The organism is Arthrobacter sp. N1 (assembly GCF_048288285.1).
Taxonomy (GTDB): domain Bacteria; phylum Actinomycetota; class Actinomycetes; order Actinomycetales; family Micrococcaceae; genus Arthrobacter_D.
Map to the genome: position 1 here is coordinate 1,896,942 of NZ_CP102608.1, position 13,948 is coordinate 1,910,889.

Sequence of the window (13,948 nt, forward strand, 5' to 3'; positions counted from 1 at the left end):
GGCCGCGATGTTCTCGACGGCCTCGGCGTGCAGGACCGCGTAGGTGTCATCGGTGACCGACCGGGGTGCGGGGTGTGGACCGCCCTTGGCGCCGTGAGCAGCGCATGGTCCGCCGGCAGGGGTTCGACGTCGAAGGCGTCCGGTCGGGCTCCCCGGAGGCGCCCGCTCCGGAGTGCTCGGATCAGCGCGTCGGTGTCGTCGAGCAGTCCTCCCGAGGTGTTCACGAGGACCGCCGAGGACGTATCAGCGCCGGTTCACGGGCCCCGACGATCCCTCGGCTGCGGTCGGTCGGCGCGTGGACCGTCGCGACGTCGGGCAACGCGAACGGCTCCTCGTGGCCCACCGTCCGTGCGCCGGCTTCCGCTGCCCGTGCCGGATCGAGGTTCTGGCTCCCGCGATGATCTCCGTGCTCACGGTCGCGCCGACGGCTGCGACCCTCGTCCGGCGGTTCGAGGACGGGACGTGGACGATCCCTCGGCAGCCCGGAGGAGCCGGCTCGGGTCAGGTGCCGGAGTGGCCGCCGTCCGCAGCCCGGCTGCCTGCCGCAGCCCGCAGGGAGGCGATCGCGGCGGCGGCGTCCTCGGCCCCGTACACGGAGGAACCGGCCACGAAGACCGTCGCCCCGGCATCGGCTGCGCGGAGGATGGTCTCCTCGGTGATCCCGCCGTCCACCTGGATCACGAGGGGCAGGCCGGCACCCCGGATGGCGTCCGCTGCGCGGCGGATCTTCGGCAGGGTGAGATCCAGGAAGGACTGGCCGCCGAATCCGGGCTCCACCGTCATGATGAGCAGCAGGTCCAGCTCCCCCAGCAGGTCGAGGTAGGGCTCCGCGGGGCTGGCCGGACGCAGCGCCATGCCCGCTCTCGCACCGATGCTCCGCAGCTCCCGGGCCAGCTTCACGGGAGCCGCGGCGGCCTCCGCGTGGAAGGTCACCGACGCGGCTCCCGTCTCCGCGTACTGCGGTGCCCAGCGGTCGGCGTCCTCGATCATGAGGTGCACGTCGAGGGGAAGGGGACTGACCTCCTGGATGCGCCGGACGATCGGCAGCCCGAGCGTCAGGTTGGGCACGAAGTGGTTGTCCATCACGTCGACGTGCACCGCATCCGCGGTGGAGATGCGCTGCAGCTCGGCCTGCAGGTTGACGAAGTCCGCCGAGAGGATGCTCGGATTGATGCGGAGGTGGGTCACAGCCGTTCCTTTCGTTGCGGCGCGCGGCCGTGGACCGGCGGGATGTACGCGCTCTGGACGGGTCAGGTGGTCTTGCGGAGGAGCGCCAGGTACATGGCGTCCGTCCCGTGGACATGGGGCCAGAGCTGCGCGGTCGAGCCGTGTCCGGCACCGAGCGCTCCCCCGATGCTGACGGCGTCGAGCGCCGAGCCCGCGTCGAGCCGCTCGAACCCGCTGCGCTTGCGCAGGCAGTCGTCGACGACGGCGTCGGTCTCGGCGTGGTGCGGGGAGCACGTCACGTAGGCGACCACACCGCCCGGCGCGACGGCGTCGAGTGCGGACGTGAGGAGTTCCCGCTGCAGCGGCGCGAGGGACACGAGGTCCGAGGGCGTCCTTCGCCAGCGCGACTCCGGCCGGCGACGCAGGGCACCGAGGCCGGTGCACGGCGCATCGACGAGGACGCGGTCGAAGCTCTCGGACCGGTCCTTGCCGACACCGCGCCCGTCGGCGACCTGCACCGTCCAGGACTGCTCGGGCAGCGGGCGGAGGGCCTGGCGGACCAGCTGTGCGCGATGCGGGACGGGCTCGACCGCGGTGAGGTGCACCCCCGTGTCCTGGCCGATCGCAGCGAGGAGTGCCGATTTGCCGCCCGGCCCTGCACACAGGTCCAGCCAGCGTTCCGGCTCCGCGCCGCCGCGGTGCCCGAGGTCCACCCCGGCCAGTGCGCGGGCGACGAGTTGCGACCCCGAGTCCTGGACCCGGACGGTCCCGGTCGAGATCCCGGGCAGGCGGCTGACGTCGCCGCCCGCGTAGTAGGCGGAGTCCGGTACCAGACGGCCGGGTTCCGCCCCCTCGGCGAGGGCGGCGTCCAGCGTCGCCAGTCCCGGCAGGGCCACGAGGTGCACCATCGGCGCGGCGTTGTCCGCGGCGAGGAGCGCATCGATCTCGGCGACGTCCCGGCCGTGGGCGACGAGAGCCTGCCGCAGGGCCCGCACGATCCATTCGGGATGGCTGTGGGTGAGGGCAGCGATGGCGGTGCCGTCCGTCAGGCCGTCGGTGATCTCCGTGATCCAGCCGTCGAGATCGCGCACCGTCACCTTACGGAGCACCGCGTTGACGAGCGACGACGGTCCCGCGCCGATCACCGCGCGCACCAGGCCGACGGTCTGGTCGAGCGCCGCGTGGGCAGGGACGCGCATGGCGAGGATCTGGTGCACCCCGATGCGCAGGGCGTCGAGGACCGCGGGGTCGAGCTGGTCGAGTGGACGGTCCACGCAGCGCGCGAGCACCGCGTCGTACGTGCCCTGGCCGCGGAGGGCGCCGTAGGTGAGTTCGGTGGCGAATCCGGCGTCGCGACGATCGAGGCGGTGCCTGCGGATGCTCGTCGGCAGCACGAGGTTCGCGTAGGCGTCCTCGGCCGCGACCGCGCGCAGGACCTCGAAGGCCACCAGTCGGGCCGGATCCGCCCGCCTCGTGCGCTGCGACGGCGCCGCCTGGGAGAACTGACGCTCTCCGCCCCGGTTCCGCTCCCTGCCCTGCTCGTTGCGCCGGCCGGCTCCCTGCCCGCCTGTACCCTGCCCACCGGCTGCACCACCCGAGCGCTGGCCCTTGCCCTGCCGGGGGGTTCCTCGTCCCCGGGATCCGCCGGTTCCTGCGGTCTCGCTCATTCGAACACCAGCTCTCCGCGCGCTGCCGCGCCTCGTGCCCAGTCGAGGGCACCCATCATCTTCTTACCCGCGGGCTGGACCTGTCCGAGCTGCACGGGCGCGGTGCCGGTACCCACGAGGACGGCGCGCCCCTCGACGCCGAGCTCGCCGGGCGCCAGCGCGCGGTGTCCCGGCTCCCCTTCCGTCGGCGCGGCGCCGTCGGGAACGGTGGTCCAGGGTGACCCGGCCGGTTCGGCGGCCTGCGTCACGGGCCCCACCTTCACCCGCTGGCCCTCAAGCGTGGTCCAGGCACCCGGCTCGGGCGTGACCGCGTTGATCCGCCGCCGGACCGCGACGGCAGGCTGTGACCAGTCGATGCGGGCGTCGTCGATGGTCAGCTTGGGTGCGAGGGTGGGCTCCCCCGTCTGGGGAGTCGCCGTGACCTGCCCGGTGTCGATCCCCGTGAGCGTCTGGACGAGGAGCACCGATCCGCTGCGCGAGAGGCGCTCGAGCACTTCACCGCTGGTCGAACCAGGATCGAGCGTCTCGGTCATCACGCCGAAGACGGGCCCTGTGTCGAGGCCCTCCTCGAGCAGGAAGGTGGAGGCGCCCGTCACGTCGTCGCCCGCGAGGACGGCGTGTTGCACCGGGGCCGCTCCGCGCCAGGCGGGGAGGACCGAGAAGTGGAGGTTGATCCAGCCGTGGCGCGGGATCCGCAGCCCGGCCGGCGGGACGATGCCGCCGTAGGCGACGATCGCCGCCGCGTCGAGGTGCAGCTCGTCGAGCTCGGCGATGAGTTCCGGCGAGAAGCGGTTCGCCTTGAGGACCGGCAGACCCAGCTCCTCCGCGGCCGTTGCCACGGGGCTGGGCGTCAGGACCTTCCGCCGTCCGAGCGGCGCGTCGACGCGCGTGAGCACAGCGGCGACGTCGAACCCCGCGTCCACCAGCGCGCGCAGTGAGGGCACCGCCACCTCGGGTGTCCCTGCGAACAGGATCCTCATCGGCTCGTCCCGCCGGAAGGTCCCGGCGTCGCTCCCGGCGCCGGCACGACTCCGCGGGTGAAGCTCGAGCCGAGCGATCGGGCCCGCTCCGCGGCGGTGCGGGTCGTCACCCGGTTGTAGTCGGCGCTGCGGATGGCGCGGAGGGCGTTCTTCCGGTCCTCGCCCGCCAGCCGGTCGATGTAGAGCCTCCCCCTGAGATGGTCCGTCTCATGCTGCAGCGCCCGCGCCAGCATGCCGGTACCCTCGACGACGATCTCCTGACCCGTGAGGTCCCTGCCGGTGACCCTGGCCCAATCCGACCTGTCGACGAAGCTGCCGAGCCCCGGGACGGACAGGCAGCCCTCGACGTCGACCTCGCCCTGCGATGCGCCGGCGACCTCCAGCACCGGGTTGATCACATGGCCCTCGGCGCCGTCCACGCGGTAGGTGAAGACCTGGAGGCCGATGCCGACCTGGGGTGCAGCGAGGCCCGCCCCCTGGACGTCGATCATCGTCTCGGTCATGTCGCCGATCAGGCGCGCGAGCTCGGGGCCGAAATCGGTGACCTCGGCGGCCGGTGTGCGGAGGATCGGGTCGCCGATCATGCGGATGCTCAGGACGGCCATCGGTATTCGGTTCCTCGTTTCGGTCGCGCGGCGCTCCCGCCGGACTGTGGGTCTGTGCCCCGCGGGCCACTCCATGGCCGCGAGGCTCCCGTCAATCCTAGTGCCGAGCCGGAATCCGGTCGCAGGGACCCACTCTCTGCAGCTCTCGCCTGCATCAGGCGGGGACGGTGGGTCCGGTCCTGCCGGTGGTGCCCGTCGAGGCAGGGTCCGATCCAGAAGGCGAGCCCGTCCGGGCGGGCGGTGGACCGACGGGCAGGAGGGCGCGCCCTGCCTCCTCCGCCTCCAGGCCCGCCTCCCACGCACGCCGCAGCGCGCAGAACCGCAACCAGTGGTTCCTGAGCACTGCCGGGTTGGCACGCATGGCGCGAACCTCGGTCTGCCCGACGGCCACGCCGAGCAGGAGCGGCTGGTCGCCGTGCGCCCACGGGCGCCATTGCCCCTTCTCGGGATCGACCAGCGACTCCTCGGCCTTCATCCCTGCGACCAGCTGCATGACGACCTTGTCGTCGAGTGCCTTCACGAACCCGTCGCTGTCCGTGTTCTTGGTCTTGTAGTCGATCAGGCACGTGCGTCCGCCGATCGTCGCGACCAGGTCGAGGGTGCCCGCGTAGCCGAGTGCAGCGTTCCAGACGGTGATCTCCGGTTCCACGGGCCGGACGTCGTACAGGTCCCACCATTCGTCGAAGCGCTGCGCGAAGCCCTGCTCCCCGTTCTCCTCGAGAGCCAGGCGCGCGGAGTCCAGCGCGTCGGGCCTGCCGAGGGCCCGCAGCGCCACCTGCTCGCAGTAGTGGTGCACCCGGGTTCCGCGCAGGGCCGCCTCGTCGCGGTACCGTTCGGCCGCCGAGGACGCGTCCCGCACCGTGGTCCGCAGTTCGGCGGGGTTGCCGAGCGCGCCGGGAAGCCGCGGATCCTTGGCCAGGGCCGTTGCGGCCATGTGGCCGTACCAGCCGCCGAGGGAGCTGGGCAGCTGGGAGATGACGGTGGTGATGGAGGGTACGGCGGGCTGTTCCGCGGTGGAACGCGCGTACATCCTGCCGTGGGGCGTCGCATGGGCGAGGAGCGGAGCGGTCATGACCCAAGTCTCTCAGGCACCTCCGACAGGATGGTGCGAGGGCGGCCCAGGGCCGTGATGCGGAGAGCGGACCGCCGGCACGTCGCGAAGCCGGACCGTCGGCGTCGGCGAAGCCGGACCGTCGGCGTCAGCCGATTGGACGAACCCCCGAACGTCCTATAGAGTTTTTTCTCGTTGGAAAACGAAGAAACACCGTGAAATGCAAGTCATCGAGCGGATATTTCGGAGCATTTTTCTTCTGCGGACGTAGCTCAGCTGGCTAGAGCACCACCTTGCCAAGGTGGATGTCGCGGGTTCGAATCCCGTCGTCCGCTCGCAAGTCACTGTGAAGCCGGACCAGTCCGGTGACCGGAGTCATCCGGTCATGGTGGGGTGGCCGAGAGGCGAGGCAGCGGCCTGCAAAGCCGTATACGCGGGTTCGAATCCCGTCCCCACCTCGGTGCAGTACGAGCAGCACAACCCATGAATTTGGGCGATTGGCGCAGCGGTAGCGCGCTTCCCTGACACGGAAGAGGTCACTGGTTCGATCCCAGTATCGCCCACGACGGCGCCCCCTCGGGGGCGCTTTTTTGCGGACGTAGCTCAGCTGGCTAGAGCACCACCTTGCCAAGGTGGATGTCGCGGGTTCGAATCCCGTCGTCCGCTCTCAGGCCGGTCGTCGGCCGTTGCCCGGTCCTGGCGAGGACCGGGCATTTTTTATGCCCTGCGCGTACCGGCCTCACTCCCGGTCCTGCTCGGAGGACATCCCCCTGTTCGTGCCCTAGAATTTCGGGAGCGGAGACGGACTGCGTCTCCACGACCGAAAGGAGGTGTCCGTGGGTTTATTGGACGGGCTCAAGGGCAAGGCCGGCACCCTCGCGGGTAAGGCGACCGAACTCATTGGCGATAATTCCGACAAGGTGAAGAACGGCATCGGGAAGGCCGGCGACTTCGTCGACGGCAAGACCCATGGCAAGTACGCGCACCACATCGACGGAGTGCAGACAAAGGCTTCGGAGATGGTCGACAAGATCGACAAGAAGGACGGCAAGGGCGACGTCGGCCCTACCCCTCCGCCGGCCGTGTAGTACCCAGCCTGGCAATACGGAAGCGCCGGTCCCGCCGAGAGGCGGCACCGGCGCTTCCTGCGTTCCCGGGCGAGACCGGGGCGCATGACGTTCTAGCCTGCGACCTCACTGCCCTGCCGGGCCAGAGCCGTGAGGCGTGAGACAGCGCGGTAGTACTTCTTCATGTAGCCACCGTGCATCATCTCCTCGGTGAAGAGCTGATCGAAGGTCGTCCCGCTCGCCATGATGGGCACGTCGCGGTCGTAGAGACGGTCGGCGAGCACCACGAAGCGCAGGGCGACGGACTGCTCGGTGATGGTCTCCACGCCGTGCCACGCCACGGCATCGACGCCGTCGAGGAGCTGCCGGTAGCGGCTCGGATGGACGCCCGCGAGGTGACCGACGAGCTCGGAGAAGTCGTCCTCGGCGAGGACCCCGCCGGAGAAGGAGTCGATCCGGTCGCGGAGCGCTGCGTCGTCCATGGCGTCCGGTGCCTGCGGGAGACCGCGGTGGCGGTAGTCCTCGCCGTCGATCCGCGCCACGTCGAACTGGTCCGCGAGGACCTGGATCTCCCGCTGGAAGTCCTCTGCGGCGAACCGTCCGTCACCGAGGGAACCGGGGAGGGTATTGGACGTCGCGGCCAGCTTGACCCCGGCGTCGGCCAGTTCACGCATCAGGCGGGACATGAGCACGGTGTCACCGGGATCGTCGAGCTCGAACTCGTCGATGCACACGAGGCTGTAGTCGCTGAGGGCCTCGACGGTCTTCCGGAAGGTCAGCGCTCCCACCAGGTTGGTGTACTCGACGAAGGTCCCGAAGGACTTCTTGCCGGACGAGGCGTGCCAGAGCGAGGCGAGGAGGTGGGTCTTGCCGACGCCGAACCCGCCGTCGAGGTAGATACCTGCCCGGGAGGGGGCCTTCCTCGCCCCGAAGAGCTTCCGTAGGCCCGAGGGTGCCGGCTCGTCGACCGTGCCGGCGAATTCCCGCAGTGTCGTGACGGCGGCCGCCTGGGAGGGTTGCTGGGGATCGGGCCGGTAGGTGTCGAAGGACACCTCCCCGAACCTCGGCGACGGGTAGAACCCGCCGAGCAACTCATCGACGGAGACCTTCGGTGAACGCTGCGTCAGGTGTTCGATGACTGGCACGGATGTGGACCGCTTTCTCTTTCCGGCAGGCGCGTCCCGTCCGGTACACGCACGCGACGGCGGTATGGTCACAGCGCCGCCCCGCTACGCCAGACTACGGCACGGTGCACACCGCGGGCGGCCCACTCCGGCGCCGGCACCGCGCCTTGACCTCGCCGTCGACCGCTCCCCCACAGCCTTCGGCGACCGGAAGGAATTGCCGCCTCGCGTGGTTAGGGTAGGGGAAGACCAGCACCGTGCACACCGCTATGCGAAAGGCCGCAATGACCCTGGCACCAGACACGCAGGACAAGTTCGCCGAATACGCCCATCCGGAGCGGCTCGTCTCCACCGACTGGCTCGCCGCGCATCTCGGCGCCGACGGACTCGTCGTCGTCGAGTCCGACGAGGACGTGCTCCTGTACGAGACGGGCCACATCCCCGGTGCCGTGAAGATCGACTGGCACACCGAGCTCAACGACGAGGTCACGCGCGACTACATCGACGGCGCGGGTTTCTCGCGCCTGATGGCCGCCAAGGGCATCGCGCGCGACTCCACCGTGGTCATCTACGGAGACAAGAGCAACTGGTGGGCGGCCTACGCCCTCTGGGTCTTCACGCTGTTCGGCCACGAGGACGTGCGCCTGCTGGACGGAGGCCGCGACATCTGGGTCGCCGAGGGTCGGGACATCACGACGGACAGGCCCGATGTCGTCGCCACCGACTACCCCGTCGTCGAGCGCGACGACTCCTCGATCCGCGCCTATCTCGGTGATGTGCTCGAGCACCTCGGCAAGCCACTGATCGACGTCCGATCCGGCGACGAGTACACCGGCGCACGCACCACCATGCCCGCCTATCCCGAGGAGGGTGCACTCCGTGGCGGCCACATCCCGACCGCGGCGTCCGTCCCCTGGGCGCGAGCCGCGGCCGAGGACGGGACCTTCCGGACACGGGCGGAACTCGATGCCATCTATCGTGGCGAGGCCGGGCTGAAGGACGGCGACGACGTCGTGGCCTACTGCAGGATCGGCGAGCGGTCGAGCCACACGTGGTTCGTCCTCACGCACCTCCTCGGCTTCGAGCGGGTGCGCAACTACGACGGCTCCTGGACCGAGTGGGGCAATGCGGTCCGTGTCCCGATCGTCCGGGGCACGGAGCCCGGTGAGGTTCCCGTGTCCGTGAACCGCTCCGCGCAGGCCGCACGATGACCACCGGGACCGTCCCCACGAAGCTCGCCGAGATCATCGACGACTTCCAGGACCTGACCGAGCCCGACCGCCTGCAGCTGCTGCTCGACTTCTCCCGGGAGCTGCCCGCCCTGCCGGTGCGCTACAGCGACCACCCGGAGCTGCTGGAGCAGGTCGTCGAGTGCCAGAGCCCGCTGTTCCTCACGATGGAGATCGGCGAGGCCCCCGGGCACCCGGTGCACCTCTTCTTCTCGGCACCCCCCGAGGCTCCCACGACCCGAGGTTTCGCGGGCGTGCTGCTCGAGGGGCTCGACGGACTCCCGGCCGCGGAGGTACTCGCCGTGCCCGACGACGTCCCGGACCGCCTCGGCCTGACCCGCGCCATCACTCCCCTGCGCATGCGGGGCATGTCCGCCATGCTGGGGCGCATCAAGCGGAAGATCCGGGAGTCCGTCAGGGACGAGGCGTAGGCGCGGGCGGCTCCTGCGCCGCGGGCCCGGCGGACCGACCGCCGGGCAGGGTCCTGCCGAAGACGTTGTCGTCCAGCCAGTGCTCGACGACGCTCTCCCACCGTTCCGGCGCGACGTTCCACTCCTTCGTGTGGCGCGCCCGCTGGAATCGCTCGAGCGTCACGAAGGTCGGGTTCTTCGCCGCGAGTTCCGCCGAGGGCCCGATGGGCACGAACTCGTCGTCCTCGCTGTGCAGCACGAGGGTCGGCAGGGTGAGCTGTTCCGCGCGGGCGATCCAGTCCATGCTCTTGAGGTCGAGGGGCGCGGCCAGCCCGGTGATGCGTCGGGCCCGCTGACTGGCCAGCAGGTACTGGCCCAGGCGGCCCACCGGTGCGGGGATCCTGTTGAGCTCGGCGTGGTGGGCGAGCACCTCGATCCAGTTGATGACCGGTCCGTCGAGCACGAGCGCCCTGATGCGCCGCCTGTGGCGCGAGAGATCGGCCGTCTGCAGCACGATCGCGCCGCCCATGGACCAGCCGAACAGCACGACGTCGCGTGCACCGTGGGACACCGCGTAGTCGATCGCGGCATCGACGTCGTGCCACTCCGTCATCCCGAGTCCGTACCTGCCGTCCGGTGCCGAGGGGGCTTCGCCGTCGTTCCGGTAGGACAGCACGAGGCTCGTCATCCCCAGCCGGCGCGCGGGTCGCAGGGCGCGCAGGGCTTCCGCGCGGGAGGCACCCCGACCGTGCACCATCACGGCCCACGTACTGGCGGGGCCCTCGGCCCGGACGAGCCAGGCCGGTGCCGAACCGCCCTCGACCGGGATGAGGACCTCCTCCTCGGCGAAGCCCATGGCGAAGGGGCTGGGGTAGACGGCGCCGCCCCACCAGCCCCTCGTCGCCGCGGCGAGGTCACCCGCGTAGACCTGCTCCACCTCACGCTCGACGGTGCCCTCCCGGGGCACGTAGGAGCGGATGGCGCCGATGCGCGCGTGCCCCGTTCCCTGGGCGAAGTGGAGGCTGTAGGTCCCCTCGATCGTCGTGTCGTCGGTGGCGGGGAGGATGATGGTCTGCCGGCCGGTGGCTCCGACCACTGCGAGGATGTCCAGGTTCTCGACCCGGACGCGCGAGGGTGTCACGATCTGCCGCGCGAAGTACACGGCCAGCCCGGAGACGGCGCCGGCCGCGGAGGAGGCAAGGGCTACTCCCGCCCCGATCCCGAGGGCGGTCCACCTGAGCCAGGAAGCAGGGGGCCGCTGCTCTGCGGCCGGTGACCTCGTCGATGCCATGGTTCCATTTCTACCCTGCCCGAGGCCCGTCCTGCGACGAGCCGCCGCATTCCGGTGCCCGTGGCGAGGCGAGGCTCCCCCGCCGGCAGTACAGTGGCGCCATGAGCCAAACGATCCTCGTGCTGACCGAGGAAGCCCTGACGCCCGCCGATCTCCTGAACCTGCGGACCCTGCAGGGTGATGACCCCGCGGATCTCGTGGTCCTCATCCCCGAGGACCGGAACGAGTCGGTGCTCGGGGAGTTCTTCCGCCACCTGAGCCTCCTCGAGGTCGGCGAGGCCTTCCGCAGCTTCTCGCCCGACGACCGCCGTCATGACGAAGCAGCGGCACGGGCCGCCGTCGAGGAGTCACTGCGGCTGCTCTCCTGCGAGGGCTTCACCGCACGCGGGCGGACGACCACCGGGAACCCCGTGGACGCGCTGGTGGCGGAGGCCGCCGCCGGCGGTGCGGCCCAGGCCGTCGTGATCACCCGACCCCACGCGATGGCGGACACCTTCCACACCGACTGGGCCAACAGGGCGCAGGACAAGCTCGGCATCGCCGTGCTGCACCTGTACTCGGGGTCGGGATTTATTGGCGACTCGTAGGCGTTGAGCACGGTATGACGACCGAACGCGAGGCATTCCTGCCTGACATCGACAAGTCCGACGACGAGTGGCGGCAGGAACTGACGCCCGAGGAATTCCAGGTCCTGCGCAAGGCGGGCACCGAACGTCCCTACACCGGCGAGTACTACGACTCCAAGGCGGAGGGCACCTACGCGTGTCGGGCCTGCGGCGCCGAGCTGTTCACCAGCAACGAGAAGTTCGACTCGCACTGCGGTTGGCCGTCCTTCTGGGCACCCCTCGCCGAGGACAAGGTGCGCTACCTCCATGACCGCTCCCTCGGCATGGAGCGCATCGAGGTCCGCTGCGCCCGGTGCGACTCGCACCTAGGCCACCTGTTCAAGGGCGAGGGATTCGACACCCCCACAGATCAGCGCTTCTGCATCAACTCCATCTCCATGCGGCTCGTCGAAGCCTCCTAGGGCCTGATCGACCCGCTCCGCTGCACGACGAAGGCCGGCCCCCGGGCCGGCCTTCGTCGTTCTCGCGATGATCCTCCCGGGCGGTGAAGGAGGACTGGTCCTCGGCGGGACCACCAGACGTCCCAGCGTAAGGAACTCTGGATCTCACCGAACTTCGCTGTAAGTATTCCTGTTCCCCTTGCTACGCTCGCCGCAGACGTACACCGCCCGGCCCGTCCCGAGGAAGCAGGAGCCATGACACTCGCCCCGATCGACCGCACATCCGCCCGGAACACCCCCCACGAGCACGCGTCCTGGCTCTCGCTGAAGCACGCCGTGGAGGAGCTTCGCCTCCTGCAGGTCAAGGACGGCTCGATCCCGGATCCCGGACACCACGAAGCCGCCGGCGCACTGACGACCGCCATCATCCAGTCCGTCCAGGACCTCGCGCCGCTCTTCCCCCAGGATGCCGAGTACCTCGCCAGGACGGTCACGGCCTTCGAGGCGTGGCGGACCGGGACGTTCGGTGTCCCCGACTTCCTCGAGCCGCTCCTCGCCTTCCAGCCACAGCTGGACCGTGTCGACGGGCTGCAGCATCTCGTCGTGTTCCCCATGTACACCCAGAACGGCAGCACCAACAGGCTCGTCGAGGCCGTGCTGATCGAGGTCCTCTGGCCCGATTTCATCGACGAGCTCGAAGCCGGCGCCTACTCCAACGCCCTGTTCGTCCCGATCCGCTTCCTCGATTTCACCGAGGGCTACAACACCAATTCCGCCGTGCTCTTCCCCGAGACCGTGGCCGTCAGCTCCACCCCGACCTTCACCTGGGGCGCCATCTTCGCCGATCGCGAGGCGGCCCGCTTCCGCCGGGTGGTCCGCGCAGCGGCGGAGATCACGCGCCTGGACCTGCCCCAGGATGCCCTCGAACTGCTCGACGACCAGACCCTGACGGAGGAGACCTTCGTCATGTGGGACCTGATCCACGACCGCACCCACATGCGCGGCGACCTGCCTTTCGACCCCTTCATGATCAAGCAGCGGATGCCGTTCTTCCTCTACTCCCTCGAGGAGCTGCGCTGCGACCTGACGGCCTTCCGCGAGTCGGTCCGAATCGAGAAGGACGAGGACGCATCACCCGAGGCCCGGAAGCACGCCCGGCTCGTGCAGTACGCGGTCATCTTCGACCGCATCTTCCGCTTCAGCATCACCGGGAGCCGGGTGCGCAACTACGACGGCCTCGGCGGCCAGCTGCTCTTCGCCTGGATGCACCAGCACCATGTCCTCCACTGGACCGACACGAAGCTCACCATCGACTGGGACGAGGCCGCCGACGTCGTCGTCGCCCTCGGCGAGCAGATCGAGCAGCTGTACTGGCGTTCGATCGACCGTCCGAAGATCGCGCACTGGCTCGCCGCCTACGAGCTCGTGTCCGCGACCGTCACGCCCCACCCCGCCTCGGTGTGGGCGAAGGGGCCCGGGGCGCTCGAACTCATGGGTCCGCCGCGCGGCCTGACGGACGCCGTCCTCGATGACGAGTTCCCCCTGTCGATGTTCTTCGAGGCCCTCGACCGCAAGATGAAGCCGGTCATCGAGTCCACTGCCGGCATCACCGCGGACGCGGCATGACGGGAGCCGGAGCCGGAGCACGGACGGCGGTCGTCGCAGGCGCCTCGAGCGCCTCCGGCGCGGCCCTCACGCGTGCCCTGCTCGAGGACGGCTTCACCGTCGTGGCGGTGGGAACCGATACCGGCCGCCTCGCGTCGGCCTTCGACGGGCTCGACGGCGTCGACCGGCGGGTGTGCGACCTGACGGACGAGTCCGCCGTCGCCGCCCTCGCGGCGGAGGTCCTCGTCCAGCACGGGGGCGCCGACGCGCTCTTCCACCTCGTCGGCGGATGGCGCGGGGCCAGGGGCATCACCACGCAGGCGAGATCCGACTACGACACCCTGCACCGCTCGGTGTTCGTCACGCTCTTCAACACCAGCCGCGCGTTCTACGACCAGCTGGCGGCCCGGGACGGACGGCTCGCGGCCGTGTCCGCCACGGCCGTCGCAGCACCCATCGCCGGCAATGCCTCGTACGCGGCCGTCAAGGCATCGGTCGACGCGTGGCTGCAGGCGGTCGCCGACGGATTCTCGAAGGACGGGACGGCGGCGGCAGCCACCGCCGTCGTCGTGAAGGCACTGGTGGACGACCGCATGCGGGCGGAGCACCCCGAGCGGACCTTCCCCGGGTACACACACGTCGCGGACCTCGCCCGGATCCTCGCGTCCCTCCCCGGCCGGCCGGCCACGGAGATCAACGGGGCCCGCATCGACGCCGTTCGGGGATAATGGCAGGGTGACCGAGAC

At 70.3% G+C, this 13,948-nt stretch carries 14 protein-coding genes, 4 tRNA genes and 1 pseudogene; 11 read left to right on the forward strand and 8 right to left on the reverse strand.

The genetic code is table 11. The features are described from left to right. Positions 1-122: 122 nt before the first annotated feature. From NVV32_RS08590 to NVV32_RS08615, 6 genes and pseudogenes are all read right to left on the reverse strand, one after another. Positions 123-224, reverse strand: a pseudogene (locus tag NVV32_RS08590) (D-2-hydroxyacid dehydrogenase family protein); the annotation flags it as partial. Positions 225-501: 277 nt separating this feature from the next. Further along, positions 502-1,188: a ribulose-phosphate 3-epimerase gene (gene rpe / locus NVV32_RS08595; RefSeq protein ID WP_422389849.1), complete on the reverse strand. Its 687-nt coding sequence runs from the start codon at positions 1,186-1,188 to the stop codon at positions 502-504. A 62-nt stretch (positions 1,189-1,250) separates the two neighbouring features. Continuing rightward, complete coding sequence (locus tag NVV32_RS08600; protein WP_422389850.1) at positions 1,251-2,834, reverse strand: RsmB/NOP family class I SAM-dependent RNA methyltransferase; 1,584 nt, start codon at positions 2,832-2,834, stop codon at positions 1,251-1,253. Next, the gene (locus NVV32_RS08605) at positions 2,831-3,814 is read right to left on the reverse strand and encodes a methionyl-tRNA formyltransferase (RefSeq protein WP_422389851.1); all 984 of its coding nucleotides are present in this window, start codon (positions 3,812-3,814) and stop codon (positions 2,831-2,833) included. The genes NVV32_RS08600 and NVV32_RS08605 overlap by 4 nt, the downstream gene beginning before the upstream one ends. Further along, the gene (gene def / locus NVV32_RS08610; protein ID WP_422389852.1) at positions 3,811-4,419 is read right to left on the reverse strand and encodes a peptide deformylase; all 609 of its coding nucleotides are present in this window, start codon (positions 4,417-4,419) and stop codon (positions 3,811-3,813) included. The genes NVV32_RS08605 and def overlap by 4 nt, the downstream gene beginning before the upstream one ends. A gap of 154 nt (positions 4,420-4,573) precedes the next feature. Further along, positions 4,574-5,491, reverse strand: a complete 918-nt coding sequence (locus tag NVV32_RS08615; RefSeq protein WP_422389853.1) for a cytochrome — start codon at positions 5,489-5,491, stop codon at positions 4,574-4,576. 240 nt (positions 5,492-5,731) lie between these two features. Here NVV32_RS08615 and NVV32_RS08620 point away from each other — a divergent pair. The 5 genes from NVV32_RS08620 (at position 5,732) to NVV32_RS08640 (ending at position 6,558) form a co-directional block, all read left to right on the forward strand. Next, positions 5,732-5,805: transfer RNA gene (locus NVV32_RS08620), tRNA-Gly, on the forward strand. A 52-nt stretch (positions 5,806-5,857) separates the two neighbouring features. Then, positions 5,858-5,928: transfer RNA gene (locus NVV32_RS08625), tRNA-Cys, on the forward strand. Positions 5,929-5,961: 33 nt separating this feature from the next. After that, positions 5,962-6,033: transfer RNA gene (locus tag NVV32_RS08630), tRNA-Val, on the forward strand. Positions 6,034-6,062: 29 nt separating this feature from the next. Further along, a tRNA-Gly gene (locus NVV32_RS08635) sits at positions 6,063-6,136 on the forward strand. A gap of 170 nt (positions 6,137-6,306) precedes the next feature. Continuing rightward, complete coding sequence (locus NVV32_RS08640; protein WP_157365892.1) at positions 6,307-6,558, forward strand: antitoxin; 252 nt, start codon at positions 6,307-6,309, stop codon at positions 6,556-6,558. A gap of 92 nt (positions 6,559-6,650) precedes the next feature. Here the strand turns inward: NVV32_RS08640 and zapE are convergent, their stop codons facing one another. Continuing rightward, on the reverse strand, positions 6,651-7,682 hold the full coding sequence (zapE, locus tag NVV32_RS08645) for a cell division protein ZapE (protein WP_422389854.1): 1,032 nt from the start codon (positions 7,680-7,682) through the stop codon (positions 6,651-6,653). 263 nt (positions 7,683-7,945) lie between these two features. On the opposite strand from zapE, the gene NVV32_RS08650 reads away from it, so the two are divergent. Next, positions 7,946-8,872, forward strand: coding sequence for a sulfurtransferase (locus NVV32_RS08650; RefSeq protein ID WP_055771432.1), 927 nt, complete (start codon positions 7,946-7,948; stop codon positions 8,870-8,872). Continuing rightward, positions 8,869-9,321 (forward strand): SufE family protein, encoded by a 453-nt coding sequence (locus NVV32_RS08655; RefSeq protein WP_422389855.1) that lies wholly within the window; start codon positions 8,869-8,871, stop codon positions 9,319-9,321. The genes NVV32_RS08650 and NVV32_RS08655 overlap by 4 nt, the downstream gene beginning before the upstream one ends. On the opposite strand, the gene NVV32_RS08660 is transcribed toward NVV32_RS08655, so the two are convergent. Then, positions 9,305-10,591, reverse strand: a complete 1,287-nt coding sequence (locus NVV32_RS08660; RefSeq protein ID WP_422389856.1) for an alpha/beta hydrolase family protein — start codon at positions 10,589-10,591, stop codon at positions 9,305-9,307. The two genes, NVV32_RS08655 and NVV32_RS08660, sit on opposite strands and share 17 nt — an antisense overlap. A gap of 101 nt (positions 10,592-10,692) precedes the next feature. Between NVV32_RS08660 and NVV32_RS08665 the strand changes: the two genes are divergently transcribed. The 4 genes from NVV32_RS08665 (at position 10,693) to NVV32_RS08680 (ending at position 13,930) form a co-directional block, all read left to right on the forward strand. Then, the gene (locus tag NVV32_RS08665) at positions 10,693-11,178 is read left to right on the forward strand and encodes a hypothetical protein (RefSeq protein ID WP_422389857.1); all 486 of its coding nucleotides are present in this window, start codon (positions 10,693-10,695) and stop codon (positions 11,176-11,178) included. A gap of 14 nt (positions 11,179-11,192) precedes the next feature. Next, positions 11,193-11,618, forward strand: coding sequence for a peptide-methionine (R)-S-oxide reductase MsrB (gene msrB, locus NVV32_RS08670; RefSeq protein ID WP_055771444.1), 426 nt, complete (start codon positions 11,193-11,195; stop codon positions 11,616-11,618). 234 nt (positions 11,619-11,852) lie between these two features. Next, positions 11,853-13,223, forward strand: coding sequence for a DUF6421 family protein (locus NVV32_RS08675; RefSeq protein ID WP_422389858.1), 1,371 nt, complete (start codon positions 11,853-11,855; stop codon positions 13,221-13,223). Next, complete coding sequence (locus NVV32_RS08680; protein WP_422389859.1) at positions 13,220-13,930, forward strand: SDR family NAD(P)-dependent oxidoreductase; 711 nt, start codon at positions 13,220-13,222, stop codon at positions 13,928-13,930. The genes NVV32_RS08675 and NVV32_RS08680 overlap by 4 nt, the downstream gene beginning before the upstream one ends. Positions 13,931-13,948 lie beyond the last annotated feature (18 nt).